Annotated in this window: 23 protein-coding genes and 1 pseudogene; 15 read left to right on the top strand and 9 right to left on the bottom strand. The window is 43.5% G+C overall.

Annotation, left to right across the window (positions count from 1 at the left end):
• Positions 1–38 precede the first annotated feature (38 nt).
• Entirely contained in the window at positions 39–1736 is a 1698-nt protein-coding gene (locus ABH09_RS09890) for an FAD-dependent oxidoreductase (RefSeq protein ID WP_253714255.1), read from the bottom strand.
• Positions 1737–1963: 227 nt separating this feature from the next.
• Positions 1964–4066 (bottom strand): methyl-accepting chemotaxis protein, encoded by a 2103-nt coding sequence (locus tag ABH09_RS09885; RefSeq protein WP_253714254.1) that lies wholly within the window; start codon positions 4064–4066, stop codon positions 1964–1966.
• Positions 4067–4496: 430 nt separating this feature from the next.
• On the opposite strand from ABH09_RS09885, the gene lepB reads away from it, so the two are divergent.
• The 4 genes and pseudogenes from lepB to ABH09_RS13040 all read left to right on the top strand — a co-directional run.
• Positions 4497–6275, top strand: a complete 1779-nt coding sequence (gene lepB / locus ABH09_RS09880; protein WP_253714253.1) for a signal peptidase I — start codon at positions 4497–4499, stop codon at positions 6273–6275.
• The gene (locus ABH09_RS09875; RefSeq protein ID WP_253714252.1) at positions 6276–7448 is read left to right on the top strand and encodes a thymidine kinase; all 1173 of its coding nucleotides are present in this window, start codon (positions 6276–6278) and stop codon (positions 7446–7448) included. It abuts the gene before it with no gap.
• A gap of 26 nt (positions 7449–7474) precedes the next feature.
• Positions 7475–7711, top strand: coding sequence for a hypothetical protein (locus ABH09_RS09870; protein WP_162664150.1), 237 nt, complete (start codon positions 7475–7477; stop codon positions 7709–7711).
• A 189-nt stretch (positions 7712–7900) separates the two neighbouring features.
• Positions 7901–8701: pseudogene (locus ABH09_RS13040) on the top strand (hypothetical protein); the annotation flags it as partial.
• A 206-nt stretch (positions 8702–8907) separates the two neighbouring features.
• Here ABH09_RS13040 and ABH09_RS09855 read toward each other — a convergent pair.
• A complete protein-coding gene (locus ABH09_RS09855) occupies positions 8908–9516 on the bottom strand; it encodes an ATP-dependent Clp protease proteolytic subunit (RefSeq protein ID WP_162664148.1) in 609 nt (202 codons plus the stop codon).
• A 295-nt stretch (positions 9517–9811) separates the two neighbouring features.
• Entirely contained in the window at positions 9812–11803 is a 1992-nt protein-coding gene (gene uvrB, locus ABH09_RS09850; protein ID WP_253714251.1) for an excinuclease ABC subunit UvrB, read from the bottom strand.
• A gap of 318 nt (positions 11804–12121) precedes the next feature.
• Here uvrB and selD point away from each other — a divergent pair, with 318 nt between their 5' ends.
• From selD to ABH09_RS09825, 5 genes are all read left to right on the top strand, one after another.
• A complete protein-coding gene (selD, locus tag ABH09_RS09845) occupies positions 12122–13180 on the top strand; it encodes a selenide, water dikinase SelD (RefSeq protein ID WP_253714250.1) in 1059 nt (352 codons plus the stop codon).
• Between the two features lie 78 nt (positions 13181–13258).
• Positions 13259–13492, top strand: a complete 234-nt coding sequence (locus ABH09_RS09840) for a toxin-antitoxin system HicB family antitoxin (protein ID WP_016670442.1) — start codon at positions 13259–13261, stop codon at positions 13490–13492.
• A 54-nt stretch (positions 13493–13546) separates the two neighbouring features.
• Positions 13547–14149, top strand: coding sequence for a sulfurtransferase-like selenium metabolism protein YedF (gene yedF, locus ABH09_RS09835; RefSeq protein ID WP_044013699.1), 603 nt, complete (start codon positions 13547–13549; stop codon positions 14147–14149).
• 3 nt (positions 14150–14152) lie between these two features.
• Positions 14153–14422: a putative Se/S carrier protein gene (locus ABH09_RS09830; RefSeq protein ID WP_016670444.1), complete on the top strand. Its 270-nt coding sequence runs from the start codon at positions 14153–14155 to the stop codon at positions 14420–14422.
• Positions 14423–14439: 17 nt separating this feature from the next.
• Positions 14440–15585: an aminotransferase class V-fold PLP-dependent enzyme gene (locus ABH09_RS09825; RefSeq protein ID WP_253714249.1), complete on the top strand. Its 1146-nt coding sequence runs from the start codon at positions 14440–14442 to the stop codon at positions 15583–15585.
• A gap of 397 nt (positions 15586–15982) precedes the next feature.
• On the opposite strand, the gene ABH09_RS09820 is transcribed toward ABH09_RS09825, so the two are convergent.
• Entirely contained in the window at positions 15983–16459 is a 477-nt protein-coding gene (locus tag ABH09_RS09820) for an ABC transporter permease subunit (protein WP_371922109.1), read from the bottom strand.
• Between the two features lie 206 nt (positions 16460–16665).
• On the opposite strand from ABH09_RS09820, the gene ABH09_RS09815 reads away from it, so the two are divergent.
• The 6 genes from ABH09_RS09815 (at position 16666) to ABH09_RS09790 (ending at position 24231) form a co-directional block, all read left to right on the top strand.
• A complete protein-coding gene (locus ABH09_RS09815) occupies positions 16666–18366 on the top strand; it encodes a methyl-accepting chemotaxis protein (RefSeq protein ID WP_162664144.1) in 1701 nt (566 codons plus the stop codon).
• A gap of 313 nt (positions 18367–18679) precedes the next feature.
• Positions 18680–19771, top strand: coding sequence for a BMP family lipoprotein (locus tag ABH09_RS09810; RefSeq protein ID WP_253714247.1), 1092 nt, complete (start codon positions 18680–18682; stop codon positions 19769–19771).
• A gap of 178 nt (positions 19772–19949) precedes the next feature.
• On the top strand, positions 19950–21455 hold the full coding sequence (locus tag ABH09_RS09805) for an ABC transporter ATP-binding protein (RefSeq protein WP_162664142.1): 1506 nt from the start codon (positions 19950–19952) through the stop codon (positions 21453–21455).
• Positions 21455–22555, top strand: a complete 1101-nt coding sequence (locus tag ABH09_RS09800) for an ABC transporter permease (protein ID WP_253714246.1) — start codon at positions 21455–21457, stop codon at positions 22553–22555. Before ABH09_RS09805 ends, ABH09_RS09800 begins: the two co-directional genes overlap by 1 nt.
• 3 nt (positions 22556–22558) lie before the next feature.
• On the top strand, positions 22559–23491 hold the full coding sequence (locus ABH09_RS09795; RefSeq protein WP_253714245.1) for an ABC transporter permease: 933 nt from the start codon (positions 22559–22561) through the stop codon (positions 23489–23491).
• 65 nt (positions 23492–23556) lie between these two features.
• Entirely contained in the window at positions 23557–24231 is a 675-nt protein-coding gene (locus tag ABH09_RS09790; RefSeq protein WP_253714244.1) for a cytochrome c oxidase assembly factor Coa1 family protein, read from the top strand.
• A 544-nt stretch (positions 24232–24775) separates the two neighbouring features.
• Here ABH09_RS09790 and ABH09_RS09785 read toward each other — a convergent pair.
• The 4 genes from ABH09_RS09785 to ABH09_RS09770 all read right to left on the bottom strand — a co-directional run bounded on the left by ABH09_RS09785 (position 24776) and on the right by ABH09_RS09770 (position 26804).
• On the bottom strand, positions 24776–25105 hold the full coding sequence (locus ABH09_RS09785; protein WP_253714243.1) for a hypothetical protein: 330 nt from the start codon (positions 25103–25105) through the stop codon (positions 24776–24778).
• 49 nt (positions 25106–25154) lie between these two features.
• The gene (locus ABH09_RS09780) at positions 25155–25328 is read right to left on the bottom strand and encodes a hypothetical protein (protein WP_253714242.1); all 174 of its coding nucleotides are present in this window, start codon (positions 25326–25328) and stop codon (positions 25155–25157) included.
• A 94-nt stretch (positions 25329–25422) separates the two neighbouring features.
• Positions 25423–26055 (bottom strand): hypothetical protein, encoded by a 633-nt coding sequence (locus tag ABH09_RS09775; protein WP_253714241.1) that lies wholly within the window; start codon positions 26053–26055, stop codon positions 25423–25425.
• 89 nt (positions 26056–26144) lie between these two features.
• Positions 26145–26804: a hypothetical protein gene (locus ABH09_RS09770; RefSeq protein ID WP_253714240.1), complete on the bottom strand. Its 660-nt coding sequence runs from the start codon at positions 26802–26804 to the stop codon at positions 26145–26147.
• Positions 26805–26852 lie beyond the last annotated feature (48 nt).

The following is a 26852-nucleotide window of genomic DNA, read 5'->3' as shown; positions in this document are numbered from 1 at the left end:
TTTTCTGCCGGCATATCGGAGCCCTGCAAATTACGATCCTAATTAAAATTGTACTTCGTAACAATGGGTTTCCGGCCGTTTTTTATATCGTTGAAATACTCATATACGCTTAAGCCCAAAAACGAACCCATGATATTGTATACATTCTTGTACCCACGACCTTGCATCGCACAAATCGCATTGTAACTGCGCTGGCTGGATCGGCAATGCACATACACAGGTTTATCCTTCGGAATCTCGTGCATCCGTTCCCTGAGTTGGCTTAAAGGAATATTGACTGCGTTTATAATATGCCCCATCTCGAATTCACGCGGTTCGCGCACATCGATAATACAGGCATTCTTTTCCACTAATTCGCGTACCATCGTAACCGGTACCTGTTTGAACACACCGTTCAAAATATTCATTCCCACCAGCGCCGCATGATTTACAACGTCTTTAGCGGTTCCGAACATGGGTGAATAACACAGCTCGAGCTCTTTTAGATCCTCAAGCGTACCGTTCAGCATAATGAATGATGCGATAATATCGACACGCTTATCGACATTACCCTTTCCAACAGCCTGTGCTCCCAGAATTCTTCCCGACGGTTTTTCAAAGATAAGTTTGAAAAAGAGCGGATTCGAGGCGGGCATAAGACCGACCTTATCGCCCGGAATAACATACACATAATCGTACTGGATGCCGTTCTTTTTGCAGTCCTTTTCGTTAAGACCGGTGCAGGCAGCATTGTAATCAAAACAATGGATAACCGAAGAACCGATAACGCCCGTGTTTCTGTGCGGTATGCGGTACATATCGTCGGCAGCGGCACGAGCCTGCCGCTGGGCGGGGCCTGCAAGCGTAAGGCGTGTCTTTTTGTTGGTAATAAAATGCGTTACTTCTATGGCATCCCCGACGGCATAAATCCCGTCTACATTTGTTCGGTAATTATGGTCAACTAAAATGGCGCCTGTTTCGCCGAGCGTCACTCCTGCGGTCTTTGCCAGTTCCGTTTCGGGGCGTACACCAAGCGCCATAATAACGGCGTGCGCTTTCTCCTTTTTTCCGCTTTCCAGTACAATAAAATCGTTCCCGATTTCCTTAATGCCGTCGCCCAGAATAAGATTAATGCCCTTATCGTGCAATTCTTTATGCAGAATTTGTGCCATATCGTAATCGAAGGGAGCCATAACCTGATCCAATTTTTCGACAAGCGAAACATTTTTCCCTGCAAGCCGGAAATTTTCTGCAACTTCCATACCGATAAAACCTGCGCCAATAACAGCAATATCGTCTATCTTATTGGCATGAACATAATCGTCTATCTTTTTTATATCGACTACGTTGCGTACAGTAAACACGTGCGGTTTATCATGCCCCTTAACGGAAGCGGGCACAATCGGCGAAGCACCGGGCGACAACACCAGCACATCATAAGCTTCTTCAAATTCCTTGCCGGAAGTCAAATCCTTTACGGTAACCGTTTTGGCCGCAGCATTTACCTTTAATACCTCGTGCGAGGTTTTTGCAATGATATTATATTGCTTTTTAAATTGCTCCGGCGTCATTAAAACGAGGTTCTCACTTGCAGGCACCATTCTGCTTAAGAAAAACGGCAGACAACAGTTAGAAAAAGAGACATTCGGTCCTCTTTCGAACATGATAATTTCGGCGCTTTCGTCCAAACGTCTTACACGGGCGGCGGCGGAAGCTCCGCCTGCGACGCCTCCGGCAATCACAACTTTTTTTGCCATATTATTCCTCCTGGTAAAGGCAGAGTCAATTTGAACTGCCCATTCATTATACAAGTCATTATAAAAATATATATAAAAAAATACGACACTTCTTCTCAGAATATATCGTATTCCGTTTATAGAAGGAGGAACGAGCGATTAAAGGTTGAATTGAAAAGATGGAGATTCAAACAAGAAGGCGTCGAAGAATTGGGACACCTTCTTGTTTAAGTTTTCACGGAAGTCGGTTAAACTCTAAATTTATTAACTTCGGATACTAAGCTTTCAATATTGTGCTTATTTTTTTGTGTAATTTCATTTACTTCCTGTACAGCGTTATTGATTTGAACCGCTCCTGCTGCCATTTCATTCATACTGTCGGTAATGATACGAGTAAGATCGTTGAGCTTTTGCATCTCTTCCGCAACGCCTTCGCCCCCTTTGAGCATTTCGGCAGACCCCTCGCTTACTTCAACCGTTACCATATTGATATTTTTAATTGCGGTAAGCACTTCCTTGCTGCCGTTTTCCTGTTCACGCATCGCTTCGGTCAGACGATCGCTCATCGATTTTACTTGTTCCGATAAGTTAAAGATGGTACTGAATTTTTCTTCAGCAGTTCTGGAAGAATCCGAAAGCGTTTCAATTTCTCCGCTTAAAATTTTCAGTGTTGCAGTTATTGCTTTACCTTGTGTTGCAGAATCTTCCGCAAGTTTGCGGATTTCGTCGGCGACAACCGCAAAACCTTTACCGGCTTCTCCTGCATGAGCTGCCTCTATAGCGGCATTCATAGCAAGTAGGTTTGTCTGCGAAGCGATATGCTGAATAACGCTCGACGCTTCCAACAAGCTGCCCGATTCCTCTGCAATTTTCTGTGTTACGGTATTGGCGGTCGCGACCGTCTCTTTCCCGTCCCCTGTTGCAGAGGCCAGCTTTTTAATAGCACCGTCGGTACTTTCAAGCGTCTTGGTAATTGAAGCGATATTTGCAACCATCTGTTCTATAGAAGAAGATGACTGCGCAACACTTTCCGCCTGCATTTCGATACTGCCATTAAGCTGCTTAATCGTTCGAACGATCTCTTCAATAGTGGCTGCCGTTTCGGTTACGCTTGCGGCTTGTGTCATTGCCTGTTGTTTTACACCTTCGATATTGGCGCTTATTTCGTTGATGGCGCTCGCGGTTTCTACCATGTTGGAAGCAAGCTCATTTCCGACTTCTTCCATCGATTGGCTATTTACGCCGACGGCACGTATCGATAATCCAATCTTCTCGATTGTTTCATTGAAGTATGCGGACAAATTCGTTATTTCATCATTCCCAAAAACCGGCAAGCGAACCGTTAAATCCCCTTCGCCGTGAGCAATATCTCCCAATGCAGCGACAACCGCCTGAACAGGCTGCATCATTTTATAGGCGATAATATACACAATGACAAGCGATAATACTAAAATAATAATACCGGTAAGCATAATGCCTTTGCGAAGCGCGTTCACGGTTCCCATAAATTCATCCACCGGAGCTTTTATAATAACAGTCCAGCCGGTTGACGGTATGGTAGCATAAGATGCTATATTATTGATGCCGTTATACTCATAGTATCCTACAGAAGATACTTGGGATGCCAAAGCTTGTTTTTCAAATGCCGCTAGAGATGTAAGTGCTGCGTCTGTTTTCGCTTTTTCTTGTGAATTAGCGCGGTTCTGCACTAACGTGAAATCTCTATGTGCAATAACTGTACCCGACGAATCTTCAATATAACAATATCCATTTTTGCCGACTACAATATTATCTATTTCTTGGGAAAGCAATTTTGCCGGTACCGCCGCACTAAGAACACCGATGATGGTATCCATGTCGTCATAGATCGGAACAGCAAAGAGTATTTGCATAGTATTCGTTATTTGCGAAAGGAATGGTTCCGTAATATAGTTTTTTCCCTTAGCAGCGGACTGAAACCATTCCCTGTCACTTACAAGCGTGAGGGATCTATGCGCGTCATACCGATTACCTTCGAGATCGCATACGCCGAAGTAATCTATATTTGTATTCCGTTCCGCTTCTATTGTTATCATTCGCGCCTTTTCCTGCAATGAAAGACTGTTATCACGTAAAAACGGCATACGGGCAAGTCCTTCTACAAATTGTACAAAGGAAGAGGCTCTTCCGTCGACAATCTCTGCAACGTCTGTTGCCTTGTCGGTAAGATGGACTTCAATTTTTTCCATAACGGCTTTACGGGCTGTTCTTATTGCCAAAGTTCCCAGCGTAATGCCCGCCGCTAAAATCAATAACCCGAAAAATAAAACGAGCTTATATCTAAGCGGGAAAATTCGTTTTCCGGTATTCATAAGATACCTCCCGTCTTGTAATGATGATTTCCGCACGTACGTATCGGGTATTATACTTTTTTCATTCATTTTGTCAAGTATCTCCTTTTAATATCAAGATTACATCAAACTACCGCATTACATTGAATGTCGTGGAGGATCGTCCATGTTAGCAGTGAATAGTTGATACAAGAATCCGCTACTATATGGAGTACTTCACTTGTAGGATGTGTAGCCGTTAAAACGGCCTATAAAGAAAAGCCGATATTATTGAATCCCCGTATATCAGCTTTCTCTAATTAAGAGCAGATACTATCATTTTACTATTGACTGTTCAAGCGTTTAATTGCTTTATAATATTGAAATTAAAATATTGTTACACGATATACACCGAAAAATTGACATTCTAAATGATAACAGCTACAATAAACAACTATTTACGAGGTAATTCATGGCACTATTTTTCCGTGTTTGTTCGGGGCTGTCTTTCGTTTTTTCTCTCCTATTAATTGTCAATAATATGCATGGTTTAGCCTTTGTAGGAAGTGTTGCCGGTGTTATTTTCTCTTCCGCGCTCACTTACGCGCAATTAAAGTTAAACCGGAAGAGAACCTATATCTCACTCGTTTTTACGAGAAAGCTCTTTGACTACTGGCCGTTTGTTATGATAGCTTGCTTTATATGCTCCCGTGCACTTGTAGAGCATTCACCTTATACAATGGATGCCATTCTTGCGCTGCTGTGGTTTAGTATTTTTATTTTAAAATCGCGTACTGTCCATTATCTCAAAAACAAGAACTTACAAAAATATTTTCCGGATATCAAACCTATTCAAAAGAAAAAAATCTTTTCGCGCAAAGGGAAAAAATTGAGAGAGCGCATAAAAATAATTTTAACCGAGCTGCGTAATAAAAAAACGATTAAAGAAATAATAAAACAAGTTTTAATTGAACTGCTCGAATGGGTGGATGCCGCTTTTTACGCGATCTTTTTTGTGCTATTAGTCAACATCTTTATTTTTCAGGTATACCGCATTCCATCGGAATCTATGGTGCCGGAGTTTATGATCGGTGATACGGTTATCGGTGTTAAAACTCCTTCGGGGCCTTTTTTTCCGCTTTCGTCTTTTAGACTTCCGCAATGGAAAAAGTACCAGCGCGGCGACATTGTTATTCTGAACAACCCGAATTATCCCGACACGCCCAAGGCACGGCTTAAAACATTTATGTCGCAGTTGGTGTATATGCTCACCCTTGCACGAGTGAATCTTAATACCGATGACAACGGCAAACCGAAAGCGGATCCGCTGGTAAAGCGGGTTACCGGACTTCCCGGCGAAAAGCTGATGCTGGTCGACGGGGTTTTGTACGTTAAACACCGCAACGATACCGAATTTTTACCGGTAGAAGAAGATAGCCTCTATGCAAATTGGGATTTAGCAAGTCTTCCCATATCAGAACGCCGGTTAATCAAAGATATATATATCGGCTCCGAAGAACTGCGTATAATGGAAGCAGTTGAATCACAGCGAAAAGCACTCAACTTAAACGATGCAGTAAAGCAAACCGAATCGCTTGTCAACCGGCTTTCGCTTTTAAAAGGCAATAACGACACGGCGGCAGCTGCAGATTTCTTACAGGAAGCTGAATATGAGATGAGCGCACTCTTTCGTGCAAACGATACGATAAGCCGCGAAATTTTAACCACCAACGGCGGGCTTGCATGGTTCCGCAGCTTTATGACAAGTTGGGTTCCTTATTGGCAAAGCGGCGATACACAGCAAGCTTCGTTATACGAAAAACGGTTTGCGCAGTTGAATGCGCTTATCAAACTCTGCTTCGGTAAAATCGTTATCCGCAATATTGAGCTTTTCCGTGCAAACGCTACGGCGGAGCAATTCATCAACGACGAAGTGCGGAACAGTCTTTTACAAGAAGCGCAAACCTACGCCTTTTATCTTGCATGGACTAATCAGCGCAACATGAATGTCTTCCCTGCCGGACAGGATGAGTACATTCCTGAAAATGCGTATTTTATGATGGGGGACAACCGGTTTAATTCAACAGATATGCGCCATACGACTGTTTTTAAGCTGACCTCCGTAGATAAAAACGATGCACAATCCATTCGATTTTTAAGTAATATTGAACCGAAATATGTCCCTGCGGAAAAAATACTCGGTACAACGATACTGCGGGTATTTCCCTTCTCGCGATTTGGAGCTTTATAAATGCAATTGGAACCCGCACAAGAACAGATTAATGCATGGTTTAAAAACCTTGGCTTTCCTTCTTTATTGATGCATGAGCCGAAAGCTCATTTTGACTTTACCACCGCCTCTCGCCGTATTCTCGTAGTAGGGCCGATGGGGTCGGGAAAAACAGAATATGCGGGACACGTATGGCGGGATGCGCAAGTCGCCCGCACTAAAAGCGGCGCCGTGCAAAAGCTGACCAGTGGAGCAAATTCTCAAAAAGATTTGTTTGATCCTGCAAGCGGTATCGGCTCGGCGGATAGGCGATATACCTTTTTTGCACGCTACAGCCTCGATAAAGAGCGTTTTCCCGACTATCCTGAGGATGCGCTTGCCTACCGCGGCGGCTACCAGCGGTGCGGGGAACATATTGCGACGGTCGGTAATTCGTTTGCGCTTGAAAAGCTGTTGCAGGAAAATCCGCATATCGGTACGTGGATTATCGATGAGGCAGCATTTTATGACGAACGGCTCGCATACGTGATTAAAAAAGAAAGCGACCGCCGCGGCCTTGTGTTTGTGATGCCGACCTTGCTGCTAAACTTCCGCGGCGAAATTTTCAATGCAACAGCGCGGCTGCTGGTAGAAACGGCAACGGAAATATATCCGTTCTCCGCTTATTGCGAACATCCAGACTGTCTGCAAAATGGCTACAATACCTATCGATACTACATTGTAAACGGCGTTGAATGCCCCGCGCTCTATTTTGATCCGCTGATTATCATCGGGGGAGACCGCAAAAAAGAAGACCCTTTTGAACCGAATTACTGTACCCGCTGCGATCAGCACCATTTTTTACCCGGTAAGCAGTACACGTTCTTTACGTTAAAGCCGCTTGGAATAGAAGCAAGCAGAGGAAATATGCAGCCGCTTATGCAGGAACTTGCGGCAATTCAAGATAATATGGAGCATTCCATATTATTTAATACGTTTAAGACTGAATATCTCGATTGCGCCAATCCTTCGCCTGAACGGATCAATGCGCTCCGTGTTCCCTGCATCGCAGAACGGGCGCTCATCTTCCTTTTTGCCGAACAGAATCTACTCTCCGCCGATCAAATGCGCACATTGGTAAAAGAGCTGCACTTAAATAAGGAGTATCTTGATAAGCGGCTGTCCGATAACAAACGACCGCTTGTGTGGAACTGAACAGGCACATTATTTGTGCGGAAGGTTTGATACCTTTGTTCTTATCCGTTCCCCATTATTTTCATCGGTTTTGTGTACCGGCTTGCCAGAATGCAAACGGAAATAAGCCGACAACGCCCAAGTACAAGATAACCTTTAGCGTAGATGAGGTCTTTACAGCAAAGACAAACAAAACAGAAATAAAAACCGATACTACCGTCGAAAAGGACAAAACCGTAGCCATTACCTTAAAGCCCGATGACGGCTTTAAGGTAATGGGCTGAACGCTTGACAATCAACACCCCCGACGCAGATCATTGCCGAGAAACGGCAGGTATTAAACCGCACGAATAAAAAAGATGATTTTTTCTCCATTTCTTTAGCCATTTTTGCATCAGTACTTTATAAGAGATATTACTAACGGAGGCGAAAGATGGCTAAAAGACCATTTGAAGAATTAACAATCGCAGACGATTTTATGTTCTGCAAAGTCATGGAACATGAATCTATTTGTAAAGAATTTCTTGAGATACTCTTTAACGCTAAGATAGAGAAAATCACGTATCTATCGTCCCAAAATACCGTTACCACTAATTCGAGCGCAAAAAATGTTCGTCTTGACGTATTGGTAAAAGACGAAGCCGGTACATCTTATGATATTGAGATGTGTTTTCCGATAGACGTCCGTGTCTATCGGAAAACACGAGTTTTGCCATTCGGCAAAACATCGCTGCTGCTAGAACCAGCGGCATCCATGCCGCTGCTGAACCAGACTTTTCGAAAAAAGCCTTCCGTTAGCCTTTTGTAAATAGGCGGAGTAGATGCTAGGAGCGTACAAAAAACACCCGCAGGCGTACTTGCTGTACGTCGAGGACTGTTTTTTGTTAAGCGACAACGCAGATACCCGCATATTTTCAAAAGATACAAAAAAAGATTATATTGAGAATGCAAATGCATTTAGCACAGCAGATAATAAAGATTTACAGGGCTTTTTACAATATGTAAAAACCGGTAAGGTAACAACTGAATATACAGGGAGGATAGAGCAGATGATACAGACAGTAAAACAGAATGAATTAGCACGGAGAGAATACCATATTTTACCGGTAGCTCTTATGGACGCTTTCGATGAAGGTGAAGCCAAAGGTTTCGCCGAAGGTTCCCGCCAAGCAAAACTCGAAACAGCAAAGATACTAAAACAGTACGGAGATTCCATGCAAAAGATAATACAAGCTACCGGTCTTACTCGAGAAGATGTTGAAGCGATTAAATAAGACGTCAGTGGTTTCGGATAGCAACGAGTTTTTCACTGAAAAACCCGTAATTCAAAGATGTACAAGGAAGCACATCTTTGAATGATGTGGTCATTAACAGCGCTGTTGACCAGTGTACGTCCCTGTACGCTGGTCAACGACGAGTTTTTGCGCAGCAAAAACGTCGCTGCTATATGGAACCACCGCCGTCCGTGGCGGTGCTGTTTTTATTTTTTGGGAAGGTCGCTGCGGGTTTTAATGACCTGTAAGATGAGCCCGTAATTCACCGCTTCGTCTGCCGAAAGCCAATAGTCGCGATCGGTATCTTTAGCAACCTCAGCTACGTCCTTACCGGTTTCTTCGGCGATAAGCGCATTAATTTTTGTGCGGATTTTTTCGATTTCTTTTGCATGGATTTCGATATCCGTTGCGACCCCTTTGATGCCGGATAACGGCTGATGGATGAGGTAGTGACTATTCGGCAACCCAAGCCGATAGTTTTTCGGCGCCGCTAAAAGAATAAGCGCACCTGCACTGGCTACCAATCCCATTCCGATCGTATAAACCGGCGGCTTAATGAACCGAATCATATCGAAAATCGCAAAACCGGCATCAACATCTCCGCCCGGAGAATCGATATACACATAAATTGGTTTTGAAGCGGAATCGGATTCGAGTATCAAAAGCTGACGGATAACCTTTTCCGCCAGCTCTTTATTCACTTCACCCGACAAGATAATTTGACGGGTATTCAAGAACTTCTGCATCAGCTGATCATTTGCGCTATCGCTTGTTTTTTCTTTTGATGTTTCTTCCGCGTTATAAAAAGTATTCATGAGGTGTCCTTTATGAGTATAAAACATCCCTGAACCGTTTTGATTTTCAGAAATGCCTATCAATAAAAATACGGTTGTCATAAAAACCGTTGACGTACTACCATACTAAAAAAGCGCACTTTAGTACAGCGGGTATGGAATGCGTGCGCAGCAACGAATTAGATGCGCCTGCCGTAAGCCTTTTGAAAATAGTGATACCGGATACAAGGCGCGAACAAAAATAAAGCGGAGGCGTACTTGTTGTACGTCGAGCATTTATTTTTGTGTAGCAACGCCGTAGACGGTATGCATATTTTCAAAAGCTCCCGAGGCGTTTAATCTCTTCGATTTTATCCCTCACCACCGCCGCCTCTTCAAACAACAACATATCGGCATATTCAGCCATCTGCGCTTCGAGCTTTTTGATAAGCTTTTTGCGGTCGGCGGGGTTCAGAATATTGAAGCTGTTGACAAGCGGCTCGGTTTCGGCGCGGGCGGCTTCTTTTTTGATTTCCGTTTCGCGTACCAGAATATCCTCGATGGATTTTTTGATGGTCTTGGGCGTAATGCCATGTTCGTCGTTGTATGCTTGCTGGATTGAACGGCGGCGGGTTGTTTCTTCTATTGTTTCTTTCATCGCGTCGCTGATACGGTCGGCATACATCACCACGCTGCCGTTGGCATTACGTGCCGCCCGTCCGACAATTTGCACAAGGCTGGTGGTTGACCGCAAAAAGCCGATTTTATCCGCATCGAGGATGCCGATAAACGACACTTCCGGCAGGTCGATACCTTCCCGCAGGAGGTTAATTCCGATGAGCACATCGAACTCACCCGCCCTCAAGCCTTTGAGGATTTCTACCCGCTCGATGGTTTCCACCTCGCTGTGAATGTACTTTACCTTTAAGCCCAAACCGGTGAGGTAGTCGGTAAGGTCTTCCGCCATCTTCTTGGTGAGGGTGAGGATAAGACTCCGCTCATCCTTTGCGATACGCTTTTTCACCTCGCCGTAGATATGCTCCATCTGCCCCTCGCTCGGATGAATTTCGATGAGCGGGTCTAACAGACCGGTCGGGCGGATAAGCTGCTCAACAACGCGGGTAGAATATTGTAGCTCTTTCAGGCCGGGCGTTGCGGAAACAAAGACAGCCTGATTGAGCATTGTTTCAAACTCATTGATTTTGAGCGGGCGGTTATCCAGCGCGCAGGGGAGTCGGAAGCCGAAGTCTACAAGGTTCTGCTTGCGGCTGCGGTCGCCTTCGTACATCGCGCCGATCTGCGGAAAGGTTACGTGACTTTCATCCATAAAAAGGAGGAAGTCCTTGGGAAAGTAATGAAAAAGCGTTGCAGGCGGCTCACCCGGCTTGCGGTTCGCAATCGGCGCAGAGTAGTTTTCTATGCCCGGGCAATGCCCCATCTCGGAGAGCATTTCGATATCGTATTCGGTACGGGTTTTCAGCCGTTCAGCCTCAAAGAGCTTTCCCTGCGCCTTGAGCGTTTCCAAACGGGCATCAAGCTCCTGCTTAATCCGCTCGATGGCATTGGGGATAGCATTTTCCGGCATAACAAAGTGCTTTGCCGGATAAATCGAAAGCTCTTCGTATTCTTGGCTCACTTCGCCGGTCAGCGGGCTAAAGCGGCGGATACGCACAATCTCTTCCCAGTCAAACTCGATGCGGTAGGCTTCTTCCATATACGCAGGGAATATTTCCATCACATCGCCCTTCACACGGAACCTGCCGCGCTCCAATACCGCATCGTTGCGCTCGTATTGCAGACTGATCAGCTGCTTTTTGAGTTTACCGGGATCAACGGTCTGCCCTTTTTCTATGGTGATCCGTAAATCGCGCCACGATTCGGGTAAGCCCAAGCCGTAAATGCACGACACTGTTGACACAACGATAACATCCCGCCGCTCCATCAGGCTGAATGTTGCCGAAAGCCGCAGCCGGTCTATCTCATCGTTAATCGCAGCGTCTTTTTCGATATAGAGGTCTCTCGCCGGGACATAAGCCTCCGGCTGGTAGTAATCATAGTATGAAACAAAGTATTCGACGGCATTTTCTGGGAAAAAGCCTTTGAACTCACGGTAGAGCTGCGCCGCAAGCGTCTTGTTGTGGCTGATAATCAGCGTCGGTTTCTGCACCGCTTGAATAATGTTCGCCATCGTAAAAGTCTTGCCCGAACCGGTAACACCTTTGAGCGTTTGGAACCGGTCACCCGCAAGTATGCCGTCCGCAAGCTGCCGTATCGCATCCCCTTGGTCGCCCGAAGGCTGATAATCCGCTATCAGTTTAAACTGTTTCATAATGGATGAGATTGTACTGTATTCTGTAGTTTATTTCTATGATTTTGGTACGGGTACACGAAAATACGCAGTAAAGAATGTAATATCACCGCCATCCGTGACACGTTCAAAAATTGACCTCCTTGTCAATTTTTGAACGCGAGTTTTTGCTGTGCAAAAACATCGCTGCTGCGTGGAACTACTGCCATCCTTGGCAGTTCTGGTCGAATAGTTTCAATTTTTCCGTGGGGGGTGTTAAAAAAACGGCCTGATGCGTTTATCCTGGGTGTAGTCGGAAATTTGCTTGTAAAAAGCATCCCCATATATTATAATAAATCCGTGGAAAATTATAATAAATCCGCGAGCGGGCAGGGCGATGAACTTTTTGTCTGCGGCGGATGCAATGCAAAAATCGGCGCTGGTGTTTTGAGCGCCTTACTGAAAACTCTCCCCAAGACTTCACACGAAGGCTTATTGGTCGGCTTCGACAGCTCCGATGATGCGGCTGTTATTCAGCTGACACCCGATATAGCAGTCATCCAGACCCTTGATTTTTTCCCGCCGATGGTAACCGATCCTACCCTTTTCGGGCAGATTGCAGCAGCGAATGCTTTAAGCGATGTGTACGCGATGGGCGGCGAGCCGGTATGTGCAATGAACATTGTCTGCTATCCTGAGGAAGCAACCCGCGATAATGCATACGCGGCGCTGCAAAGTATTCTAACCGGCGGCGCGGAAAAGGTAAAAGAAGCAGGGGCGGCACTCGTTGGTGGACACTCCATCCACGACTCCAAAATAAAATACGGACTTTCCGTGATGGGAACGATACACCCTGAGCGCATTTGGCGAAACAACACCCCGCAGGCGGGAGATGTGTTATTTTTAACCAAAAAACTGGGGATCGGGATTATCACCACCGCGTACAGCGCAGGAGAAGTCTCCCGCGCCGCCTTTGACGAAGCGGCTGCCTCAATGACCTACCTCAATAAATACGCAGCCGAGGTTCTCCGGAACTTTACCGTTCATGCCTGCACTGATGTAACCGGTTTCGGCTTGAGCGGACATCTTTCGGAAATGACCGGCACGGATTTTACCGCCCGCCTTGACGCAAACCGTATTCCCTATATCGAGGCAGCGTATCAGGCAGCCGGTGAATTTTTGCTTACCGCCGGCGGACAGCGGAACCGGAACTTTGCTCAAGGGAAAATTCACTTCGGCATAAAAGATTTTGCACTCGAAGAAATTATCTTTGACCCGCAAACCTCAGGCGGTTTGCTCTTTGCCGTTAGCCCCGCCGAAGCGGAAAAAATCAAACCGGCCTTTGCCGAGGCAGGAATCAATCTATTCCAAATCGGCGCCATCGAACCTCGCGCGGATTATCCGATTGTGGTGAGATAGCTTTAAAGAAGCGGGACATTTAGGAATCGTTGCGCTAACGCCGCGGGAATTTATGGATATATTAAATGGAGGTCAAAAATGAGCACATTGAGTATTAGAATCCCGGATTCATATCACACAATGATAAAAGAAGTTGCTAAAATCGATAACATCTCAATAAATCAATTTATTGCCGCTGCAATAGGAGAAAAATTATCGGCACTACAAACGGAACAGTATATTGAGCAACGGGCAAAAAACGGATCGCGAGAAAAGTTTTTAGCTGTTTTACAAAAAGCTCCTAACAGCAAACCTGAAGAATGTGATGTATAAAACCTCGTGCGGATTATCCGATTGTGGTGAGATAGGTTTTTATGGAGGAAAATGATGATTGAAGTAAATGCGATGGGCAAAGTGTGTCCCATTCCCGTCATTATGACGAAAAAAGTATTGCGCGAAAACACCGCAGGAGAAAACATCCTGATACGGGTGGATAACGAAATTGCGACCCAGAACCTGACTAAGATGGCAGGGCAGCTGAATATTAAGGCGAGCGTTACCAAGCTGAACGATGCGGAATATACCGTACTCTATGACTTTCAAGGCTGCGAGGCTTGTGCTATTTTGAACGACACAAGCGTACTGGAACAAGGCGCTGACGAATATGTTGTGGTGATCAATTCCGACAAGATGGGCACCGGTGATGAAGGTTTCGGCACAAAGCTGTTGGAGAACTTTGTGTATGCACTGACGGAACAGGATCGTATTCCTAAAATGGTGGTGATGTATAACTCCGGTGTCCGCCTTGCAACCGAGAACGAAAAAACCGTCAATGATTTAAAAACCTTGCAGGAAAAGGGGACGGAAGTGCTTGCGTGCGGGCTGTGTTTGGATTTCTACGGCTTAAAAGAGAAACTGCAAGTCGGTTCGGCTACCAATATGTACCGTATTACGGAAATTATGCGTACCAATAAGGTCGTAAAGCCCTAAGCCATGCAGAACGAAGTATTTTGCGTTATTTCATTTGATAGTACTCATCAGGCAATCGCAGCGGAAATGGCAGTGACCGGTCTATCCGGCGCCCGTCTGATCCCGCTCCCTCCGGAAATCTCAGAAGGCTGCGGGATGGCGCTGCGGGTCAACCGTGAAGATGCTGAAAAAGCGGTTGACTTATTAAAAACAAGCGGAGCCGCGTATCAGGATGTGTATACCCTTACCGTCCACGGTGCAGACAGAACCGCAGTGAAGATGTCTGGGAAATAGTCAGAAGGGTAAGTAGTATGATTTATTTTGATAATAGCGCGACGACGCTCCATAAGCCGGACAGTGTTGCGGATGCAGTGTATGACGCGATTGCCTCTCAGCAGTTTGCAAATCCGGGGCGTGCTGCGCATAAAACCGCCCATGCGGCGCTTGCTTCTTTGTATAAAACCCGTGTTGCCGTTGCCCGCATCTTCCATATAACAGATCCGCTGCAAGTTGCACTGTGCCAAAATGCAACGGCAGCCTTGAACCTCGTGCTCAAAAGTTTGTTCGGAGCAGGCGATCACCTCATTACCACTGCACTCGAGCATAACTCGGTCTTGCGTCCGCTCTATCAGCTGGAAAGTCAGGGGGCGGAGCTTTCGATTATCGGCTTTGACCTTGAAACAGGCGAGCTTGACTATACGGCAATGGAAACGCAGATACGGAGCAATACCAAGGCGATTATTGTTACCGCTTGCTCCAACGTTATCGGCGCCGTTCCCGATATGCAGCGAATTTACGGCTTATGTAAAAAGAATGATCTAACACTGATTATCGATGCATCCCAAAGCGCCGGTACCATGCCGATGGATATTTCACAGTATGAGCAAACTATTGTCTGCTTTACCGGGCATAAAGGGTTGTATGGTCCGCAGGGTACCGGCGGCATCGTCGTGAACGGCGACTTTGCTTTTAAGCCGGTGTTTTCCGGCGGCAGCGGCATTCATTCTTTTGACAAAACACACCCCGCGACAATGCCTGATGTCTTTGAAGCCGGTACCATGAATGTGCCTTCCTTTGCGGGACTGACGGCAGGATGTGCATATATCGAACAGCTTGGACAAGAGAACGCCGCTGCGTATTTAGCAAAGCTGCGCGCATACTTTTTCAAGCTCGCCGCAGACCTTCCGTTTATCACGCTCTATGCACCGAACGTACAAAATGCCGGTCCTGTTATCGGGCTGAACATTGGAACCGTGCCGTCTGCGGAAGTGAGCCGCCTCCTTGATGAGCGGTACGGCATTGCAACCCGTCCGGGTGCCCACTGCGCTCCGCTTGTGCACCAGAGCTATAAAACGGAAGCACAAGGGATCGTCCGCTTCAGCTTTTCTACGTTTAATACCACGGAAGAGATAGAGGCTAGTATCGATGCTCTTGGCGCCATCAGCGAGTCCTTTTGAAATATACGACGCATCTACTGCGTTGCTACGCAAATTCCAATCCTCAACGTATCATAGATACGCCTCCGGTTGGAATTTGCTAAGCGCCTTGTATCTGCATCGTCTATTTCAAAAGGCTTACGGAAAGCTATATACTACGTGCCGCTTCTGAATATCCTCAACGTATCAGAACCGCCATGGAGGGCGGTGGTTCTCGACAGGAGCGAGTTCGCAGTGCGAACTCGTCGTTAAGCAGTTGTACAGGGATGTACAACTGCTTAACAGTCTATTTCAAAAGGCTTACGGAAGGGCTTTTTTCAGAACGGACAGGATGTCCGTGGTTCTACTCAGAAGCGACGTTTTTGCGCAGCAAAAACTCGCGTCCAGAAGTGTACACGGATGTACACTTCTGGACAGGCTATTTCAAAAGGCTTACGGAAAATGTGTTTTCAAAAGCGGTAGGGGTGTGTGCAGCGCATTGAGTACTGCAATAAAAATTGCCGTATCGTAGTCGTTCGTTCCGATTTGCAAACTGGCGATATCGCTCAATGGGAAAGGAACAGTCCGCCGCTGCTTCAAAGTCGCCGGTAGTCATATTGAGAAAAATAGCGGTGGTAAGCGTTTTCGTCTTCATACCGGTAATTCCGGCCAGCATCATACAAGCGCCGAATTCTCCCAACACTCGTGCAAAGCATATTATCCAGATGCAGCCTATCTGATATTTGAGGTTTGGAAGCACAATATGAAAAAATATCTGTACATTGGATAAGCCGAGATTTTTTCCGATAAAAACATAATTCTGGTCGAGTATATCAAAAGATGCGGAAAAGTTTTTAACGGTGTATGGAAGGTTCACAAAAAACTGCGCCATCACAACGCCGGCAGGTGTATACACAAAATCAATACCCAGCGGTTGTCCTTATCATCGCAGACTTGATGCGTTATCACATAATATGATACGTATTTAACACGATTTTTGATAATCGTTCCTATTGTTAGAAATATTTATTCGTGCGGAGGGGATACTACCTCTGCGCTTTGCATCGGGGGGAGGGGGATTATCAATTTCAAAATATTTTTATATCTTTATGGAGAAAAACAGTGAATGCAACTACCTTTTTTTCGCTTACATCAAATGTAGCACTCTTTTTTATGGTCCTTTATTTTTTATTTAAAATAAGACCGATAAAAGCCGCTTTGGTATATCATACAAAAACACAAGCGGAATTTATTGCTGCAATCGGATTAACATTGGTCTTTTCTATTTTAAATATTTTGGCTTCGGTTCTCGGTATCCAAGTGGGAAATGCGCTCGCGAATATCAGAACAGGCGTTGTCGTTGTTGCAACGGCGCTGCTTGGACCTCTGCCGGGAATCATTGTCGGACTGATCGGCAGCGTGTATCGATACACTGTCGGAGGATGGACAGCGCTCGGCTGTTCTGCAGCAACTTTTTTCTCAGGTATTGTCTGTGCCGGTATCGTCTTGATCCTTCGGCAGAAATACGAACGCATAACTTTAACGTACAAAACGATTTTGCTTTTTTCAGGTTTCGGTGGAGTGTGGGAAATACTGCACATCATGGTATTTGTACCGCTCCTCGGAGAGAAACCGTTCGCAGAGGCCGCCGCGCTCATGTTCGATCTGCTTCTCTTTCCGCAAATCATTATTAATGCCGTTATTATCGCTGCGGTGTTATTCTTGATTACGGATCTTGGAAAACAGGAAAACATCAAACAGCTGCAAGAAGATGAGGCGCTTTTACGCGCAAAGCAAACGGCCAATCAATCGGTCATAGAAGCGATTCATCACGCTCTCCGTAATTTGACGGAGCACGGAACCATTCTTGAAGGAACAATGCAGACTACGTCAGAAGGCGCCGGTCACATTGCCGGAAATATCAATAGCCTCAAGCAGCAATTGATGAATCAGGCCGAGAGTGTAACAACGACCGACAGTACGGTAAAAACGATTTTGGAAACACTCAATACGCTCGACGGCTACATTGTTATCCAATCAAATAAACTTATGCAGTCTTCTTCATTGATAGAAACGATGATAACAAACGTGAGAGCCGTTACCGAATTACTTGAAGAAAGTAATACCGTTATCAAAGATGCGTATCAACTGAGTATGCAAGGAAAGGCAGGGGCAAAAAATGCCAATGAAGCGGCAATGGAAATTGCCAAAAGGTCAGGCGATCTTTTGGAAGCAGGTGAAGTTATTCAAAATGTGGCGAGCCAAACTAATCTCTTAGCGATGAACGCAGCTATTGAAGCGGCACATGCCGGTGAATCGGGTAAAGGTTTCGCTGTCGTTGCCGATGAAATTCGGAAATTAGCGGAAGAATCAAGTATGCAAGGAAAAAAGATTGCCGCGGTCATTAAAGAATCTTTACAGATTATCCAGAAATTAACCAATACCGAAAGCACGACTGAAAAGGCGTTTGAACAGGTATACACATTGGTGAGCAAAATTTCCGAGCAGGAAGCCGGTATTTTGGAAGCAATGCAACAGCAGGAAACCGGCAGTGAAAAAATTACCGCAGCTATTACGGATATCAACGGTATAACACATGATATAAAAACTAAATCGGAAGAAATGGCAAATAACGGCCGCCATACTGCAGAGGAAATGGCGATGCTCAATACCCTAACCGCAGCGCTGACAGAGAAAATGAGCGAAATGACCGGTGATGTATTGAACATCAACAAGGCAATCCAAACCGTCCACGAAGTTACTCAAAAAAATGCACAAGCTATCCAAGAAGTCGTACGGGAAGTTGATTCATTCCAACTCTAGCAAGGTATCAGGGCTTTCGCATTATACATATTCTAGGCGACTGCTGTCTTTTTGTGCGAAATTTTGAATAAAATTTCGCATATTTTTCCGCTAAATGGGTAAACGCATCAGGTTGCTTTTAACAACCCCGCAGAAAAAATTGATACTATTCGACCAGAGTTGAACCTCTTCGCGGTTCAAATGGTCTCACAGTCTCAATTTTTTTGCGGTTTTTATCTACTCTACCTGATGCGTTTACCTCCATTATATTAACGATTTGACACGGTATTTTTATTGAGGTATACTTATTGAACTTATTTGAGGAGGCGCAAATATGCGAAAAATAAGCTTAAAAGCGGTACTGGGAGCAGCTGTACTGGTATTAAGTGCATTTGTCATTTGCTCATGTACAAAAAGCGAGGAAACGACAAAGAAAGCTATGAAAGTCGGTATGGTTACCGATGCGGGGACGATTGATGATAAATCATTCAATCAGGGAACATGGGAAGGCATTATCCGTGCGGAAAAGGAACTTGGCGTTGAGATTAAATACTTAAAGCCGGTGGGGACAACCGAAGCGGACTATGTGAAAGAAATCTCCAATCTCTATGATTCAGGATATAAATTCATCGTTTGCCCTGGCTTTAAATTTGAAACTGCAATTTTCAAGGCACAGACAAAATACCCTGATGCAAAACTCGTCCTTATCGACGGCAACGCTCATCCTGCCGATTCGTATGATGCTCAAAACGGGCCGAATACCATCGGTATTCTCTTTGCCGAACAGGAAGCAGGCTTCACTGCCGGCCTTGCCGCAGCGCTTCAATTAAAAGAAGGCCGCTTCGGATTTATCGGCGGTATGGAAATTCCGGCTGTTCAGAAGTTCAACTGGGGATGGCAGCAAGGTATTAAATATGCCAATGAAAATCTTGGAACGAACATCGAAATGCATCCGGAGGATTTCGTATATCAGGGAACGTTTAGCGATATTGCAGCGGGACAGCAGATCGCTGCTTCCATGTTTGACCGCGGTGTTACCTGTATCCACGCTGCAGCAGGCGGCGTCGGCGTCGGCGTAATCAATGAAACAAAAGCGCGCCGTCAGGTTGGAAAAGACGTATGGGTTGTCGGTGTCGACGTTAATCAGTATAACGAAGGATTACTCCCCGATAAAAAATCGGTCGTTTTAACTTCTGCAATGAAGTATGTAGACCGTGCATCTTATGATATGGTCAAAGACGAACTCGATGGTAAATTTCAAGGTGGAAGAACACTTATTTTGACTGCAAAAGAAGATGCGGTCGGTATTCCTCCGGAGAACCCCAACCTTTCCGATGAGGTACAAGCGAAAGTGAATGAAATTTATCAGCAGATTAAGTCAGGCGCCATTGTCGTTGCCGACAAGCAGGGCGATTTATTCCGCTAATCGATAAGCGTTTGTTTTCTGCAAATCCGAGGATGTATGACTACGTACGCCTCGGATTTTTCTTTAATCGTTTATTGAGAAATCTCTAAAAACTGAGGTTTTTAACAATAGTAATTAGATAAAAGTTTACAGTGTAAATAAAGGAAGGCCTGATCTGTCTGAACAATATGCTATTGAAATGCGCCATATCCGCAAAGAATTCCCCGGTATTGTTGCAAATGATGATATAACATTGCAGGTAAAAAAGGGGGAAATCCATGCAATTCTCGGGGAAAACGGCGCGGGTAAATCCACTCTTATGAGTATCTTATTCGGTTTATACCACCCTGATGCGGGAGAAATCCTTGTAAACGGTAAACAGGTGGTTATCAATAATCCGAATGATGCTAACGAACTCGGTATCGGTATGGTACATCAGCATTTCCAGCTGGTGCATAACTTTACCGTTACCGAAAATATTATCCTCGGAAAAGAAGGCGGCTTTTTTCTCGACTTGCATAAGGCCGAAAAAAAAATAAAAGAATTAAGCGCCCGATACGGATTACAAATCGATCCGAATGCACGCATTATGGATATAACAGTCGGTATGCAACAGCGTGTGGAGATTTTAAAAATGCTGTACCGCGATGCGGAAGTGCTCATCTTTGACGAGCCTACCGCCGTTTTAACGCCGCAGGAAATCGAAGAGCTTATCCAAATAATGAGGAATCTGGTAAAGGAAGGAAAATCCATTATCCTCATCACCCATAAATTACAGGAAATTAAGGACGTTGCGGATCGCTGCACCATCATACGGCGAGGAAAATTGATCGATGTGATAGACGTCGCCACTACTTCCAAAAACGAGATGGCAGCAAAGATGGTCGGGCGTCCGGTTGAATTTAAGGTACAAAAAACGCCTGCACAGCCCGGCGAAGTCGTACTCGATATACAACACCTCAAAGTTATCGGTGCAAAAAAAGTACCTGCTGTCAATGACTTTTCACTGCAAGTGCATAAAGGCGAAATTGTCGGTATCGCGGGGGTTGACGGGAATGGGCAGAGTGAGCTTGTTCATGCACTTTCGGGATTAATGCCGATTGCGGAAGGAACCGTTCTGCTAAGTGGTAAGGATATCACAAAGACCTCTATCCGCGAACGCAATGAATCGGGTATGGGATTGGTTCCCGAAGACCGCCAGAAACACGGTTTGGTTATGCAGTATACGATTGCCGAAAATACGATTATCAAATCATACTACAAAGAACCTTTTCAAAAGCACGGGTTCCTGCATAAAAACCGGATGTTCACATTTGCGGGTGATATTACCAAGCAATTCGATGTTCGCTCCGGCGAAGGGGTTTACTCGGCTGCACGGAACTTGAGTGGTGGAAATCAACAAAAGGCTATCCTCGGCCGTGAAATTGCCCTTGATCCGGAACTGCTGATTGCCGTACAGCCTACCCGTGGGCTGGATGTCGGCGCTATCGAGGCAATCCATAAAGAATTGGTCAAACACAGGGACAGAGGGCGAGCCGTATTGCTCATTTCTTTTGAGTTGGACGAAATCTTTAATCTGTCGGATCGAATTGCAGTTATGCATCGCGGCACCCTAACCGGTATAGTTCGTCCTGAAGAAACGACGGTCGAGGAAGTGGGATTGATGATGGCCGGAGATACGCGCAAACATGGAGGCCAACAGTGATGATAAAAAGACACACTTCGCTTTCGGATAATACCCTTGTAATCAGTCTTTCCGCCGTATTGCTCGGTTTAATTGCCGGAGCGATTCTGATTATTTGTATCGGAGAAAATCCTTTTACCGCTTTTTCTTACCTTTTCCGTGGCGGACTTATGAATATTGAACGCATCGGGAATACGCTTGCAACGGCAACGACACTCTTATTGGTGGGGCTTTCCGTTTCATTTGCATTTAAAACCGGACTCTTCAATATCGGAGGTTCGGGGCAGATGCTGATCGGCGGATTGCTTGGCAGTATGTTTGCCTTGTCGGCGACATCTATGCCGCGGCCGCTCTTTTTCATTTTACTGATTCTTATCGGTATCGCAGGCGGAGCGCTTTGGGGCGTTGTTCCCGGCTTATTAAAAGCGCTGTTCAATGTGCATGAAGTTGTTTCTACCATTATGATGAACTGGATTGCGTATTGGCTCGTTTTTTATATCGTACCGGGCTACTTAAAAGCGGAATATCTAGAAACGGAAAGTAAATCCATCGCAGTTGCCCGCTCGCTTCGTACCCCATGGCTTACCGATTTGTTCAGCAGCGAATATGTAAACTACGGTATCTTTCTCGGTATTCTTGCAATGATCCTTCTTAAAATTATCTTGGATAAGACTACCCTCGGCTTTGAATTAAAAGCAGTCGGTTATAACCGTAACTGTGCGGAATACGCAGGAATCAAAGTAAACCGGAATATCGTTATTTCGATGATGATTGCGGGAGCGCTGTCGGGTTTGGCGGGACTTACCTACTATACCGGCTACGCACTGAATATGCAGATCGGCGTAATGCCCTCACAAGGGTTTGACGGTATCGCCGTTTCTTTACTTGGCGCCGGTACTCCGGTCGGCGTTGCGCTCAGTTCGATTTTCTTCGGCGTGCTTCATGTCGGTAAGGGCTTTATGAGCGCAAACACTATTGTTCCGCCGGAAATTGCAGATACCATCATTGCGGTTATCATCTATTTTACAGCGACCAGCCTGCTCTTTAAACGCTTCTGGGGTATGATTTCCAAAAAAATACGCACACGTCAAACAGCAGGGCTTGCTGCGGAGGAGGTATAACGTATGTGGCATATTTTAACCCTTATTTTTCCATATGTAATTGCATATACGATTCCTCTTTTGATTACTTCGCTCGGTGGGCTATACAGCGAACGGAGTGGCGTTACGAACCTCGGCCTCGAAGGATTGATGCTGATCGGCGGTTTTTCCGCAGCGGTCACTATCAATTTGCTGCAACATTCCGTTCCGGCTGGGATTGTTATTCCTATCGGCTTGCTGGTTGCCGCTGTAGCCGGTATCCTTTTTTCGCTGTTGCATGCCTTTGCGTCGATTACACTGAAAGCGGATCAGGTTATCAGCGGTACTGCTATCAATATGCTCGCCGCCGCGTTAACCATCTATATGGCTCGTACCATAACCGGTTCGGGAAACGTACGTGTTGCAGGTATTATCCGGCAGGACGTCCCCGGACTTTCAAAAATTCCCGTATTGGGGCCGCTCTTCTTTTCGCAAGTGTATTGGAGCACGTGGCTGGTACTACTGATACTTATTCTATCGTGGATACTGCTGTATAAGACCTCGTTCGGGTTACGGCTGCGTGCTTGCGGCGAGCATCCGTCTGCCGTTGCGAGCGCCGGTATCAACGTACATCGGATGCGGTACTTTGCGGTATGTGCGAGCGGTGCGCTTTCCGCATTGGGCGGCTCCATCATTCTCGTAACCTATTCGGGAGAGTTTAACGGCAGCGTAGACGGACTTGGCTTCTTGGCTATCGCCGCTTTGATCTTCGGTCAATGGAAGCCGTTCGGTATTTTGGGTGCAACCTTCTTCTTCGGGTTTGCCCGTACCGTTGCGAACGTTTCGCAGGTTATCCCTGCTTTAAGCGGCATACCGCCGGTATGGCTCAAGATATTCCCTTATCTTGTTACGCTGATAGCCCTCGTACTATTCAGTAAAAACTCAGCCGCGCCAAAGGCAAACGGCGAACCGTATTAAAGAATCCCGACCTTATGCGTGAAATTTTTAAAAGTTTCACGCATTTTTTTTAAAGGAAGTATAAAATGGACACAAAAATATTCCTTATCATTTTTCTTATTTTATGGATTGGGCCAATAATAGCCGGCATAATTGTTGCAAAAAAGAAAAATCGCTCTCCCCATTGGTTTTGGCTTGGAATTTGGCCGGGAATAGGAATATGGGTTTTTATTGTAATGTTAATTTTAAAGCCTTTAGAAATCTGTGAATCATGTAATAAAAAAATTCCTAATGGGGCTAAACTTTGCCCCTATTGCGGAAAAGAAACAGTTTTAGCAAATAAAACCGAAACTGAAATCAAAGATATAAAGAAAAAACAAAGTAAGAAAATAATAATTACTGTAGTTTGTGTTTTGTTTATTATTATTGGCTTGTCCTCCATAATTGTTATTTCGATAATGCAAATATTTAAAATGAGCATACCATTCAAGCATTCAATAGAATTAATTGAAACAAACCATGAGATAATGGAGTATATTGGACCCGATTATAAACAAATAGGAATGATATCGGGATCAATTAATGCACGTGGAGATTCTTCCGGTGATGCTTCAATTTCATATAAGATAAAGGGAAAAAACGGAATTTCTAGGGTTTATGTAAAGGCTAAAAAAGAAAATGGGATTTGGACATATCAAAAAATCTTATTTTATAAAGAAGTTGATAGCCCTAATGTTGTGAATCTATTGGAAGAAAAATAATTGCTTAGTAGCCGTCCTATGTGATATTGTAAACCTGGATTTTAGACTTTCTTTGCTATTATAATATTCCGGTTCCTTTACATCTATGACACTTTCCGGAACCTTTACACGCAACGCAATTATGATTATAATAATGCCTATCGTAATCTTGTCCAGTCCCATCGCAGTGGGAGCATTTTCCAGTTCCACGGCATTGCAGACAGGGTGATCCTCTTACTTCACAACTTGCGAATCCAACTACTACTGATATTGTCAATAGACAGACTAGTAGCACAATAAATGTATTCCTTTTCATTTAAGAACCCCTATAAATTTTCCGCAAGTGGTTAGCTTGTCGACCTAACATTATAGTTTCAGAGTTTTATTTTCATCCCATTTAAATGTCATATACATCTATACTGTACATACTATTTTATGGATTTGTCAACACAAAATATTTTATAAAAAGCGGTGAGTATGTGATGTGAAAAAGTTTTTTAAACTGAATCTTAAAGTTCGGCTTATGTTCAGCAACTAAAACTTGCTGAAAAAGATTTTTCTCTTTTTAATCGGCATATGCAACCACAGCAGATTTAAAATTTCCGTTATCATCAAAATCAATATATAATTCCCACATAGCAAGGAAACCGTCAGATTTTAACCAATAAGAGACCTCATTATCACTTATCCTACCTTCAAGTTTTGGTTTTCCTAGCAAATCGAATATTTCAGCTCTTTTGGGTTTATCTTCATTTAATTTTTTAATAAGCGAATCGGTCATATAAAATCGATTTTTTTCTCTCATCCATTGTTTTTTGTTAAATGGAATCTGTCTTTGTGAACATGAAACAAATACTATACAAAATAATATAAATATAATCGTAATTTTTCTCATTTATTATCCCATTATAGCGCCCCAGCGGGTGTTAGATCAAATAAATTATTTAATAAGCATTCCAAAATATAATGAAAATAAATACACATCCCCATGCATTCTTTGTTATAGTTCTAATTATTGATAAAAAACTATTGTATAAAATAATAACAAGCATTGTTGATATAAAAATGATCCATAAATCAATATCCGACTTTTTCTTTAGTTCATTTTTTTCATTCATACTTTATAACTCCTGAATTGATAATTCGTACGATAGTACGTTCATCTAACATACAGTTAAGTTGTAAAACGTATCGGTGTATAGCAGGCTGCCATTATTTATTTCTTTTTCTGCTATTAAACCTTTCTTTTATCCATTCAATTAAGCACTGAATTAACAGAAAAGGTACTAACAAGATTAAAATGCTTATATTTTTTATACATTCTTCTTTTCTATACTTCTCTTTTAATTCAGGTTTCTTTTTTATAAGTTTTTTTATTCTTTTGTTTCGATTACGGTTTTTTTCGAATATGTAATTAACATATCTTGCTAATAATATAATAAATAAAACTCCCATTGCGCGGATAAAATTTCCATTTATTTCATTTCTTTTATACGCTTCTTTTTCAGCTATTGGAAGTTTAAAATCATTTTTAGAATCGTGAATAATTTGTATTCTTTTATTTTCATAGTATTCTTCACTTGCCTTGAAATCAAAAGAACAAATTTGTTTTAAATTTTCACCAAGCAAACTATATTCAATTTTTACATGATAATATGTTCCACTTCTCCCTATATGACTTTTTATTGAATATGATTTTATAATTGCGGTTTCAATGATTCCAAATTTTTCCAAGTGTGAAAGATTATAATAATTCTTACATGCTAAAAATAAAAAAAATACAATTAGTAAATAACAAAGTATTTCCCAACCGCTATTTTTATCATTATTACTAGTCTTCTTCATTTTTTATAAAACACAAAAGTTGAGTATTAGCATAACATCCGCTTAACCTGCATTTGCGGCTTGTCCGCAATGTCAGGTTGAAGCGGGTGTTAGATGTTTTCATCTATTTTATTGGCTTTTAAAACTGCATGTATCATATCATCATTTTTATACTGCTCGCCTAATTCTTTTATATTCTCAATAAATTTTTTACTATCTTCAATATATTCATAAAAAGAATACACCTCAAGATTTCCTTTTGCATAACAATAAAATATGTCATTATATTTTTTACACAATTTGAAAAATAACTTATAGTTTTTTGTTTTAATTAAATAATATAATAAATGCATTACAGGGTGTATAATAGTATCCATTATCATATACCGCCATAATTCAAATGAAAAACCTGTTGGCAAATCTTTTCTCTGTAAATCCGCTTCTGTATACAATAGCACAATATTTTTATATTCATTCAGTTCAAAGATTAGTTTCTTCTGTAATTCTGTAATATGATTATTCTTATTTTTTATATAATTTTGTTTATTGAATATATCGATATTACTTATTTCTTGAAAATCTTGGTTATGTACAATAGCGTTTAGTTTATTTTTTGAAAACATAATCCATTCCAAAAGATGCGCAATGACATCTTTATAATTCCAATCATCATAATTACTGACAAGTTGTTCACTTCTGTAACTACTTATAAAATCAACAATATCTATTTCTATTTTATTGATTTCTGTTATTATTTCTTTAGGTTTCATACTTCTATTATACCTTTTTTTAATATTAAATCTAGATTTATACCTGAA

The organism is Treponema sp. OMZ 803 (genome assembly GCF_024181165.1).
Taxonomy (GTDB): Bacteria; Spirochaetota; Spirochaetia; order Treponematales; family Treponemataceae; genus Treponema.
This window is presented reverse-complemented; position numbering and strand designations above follow the sequence as displayed.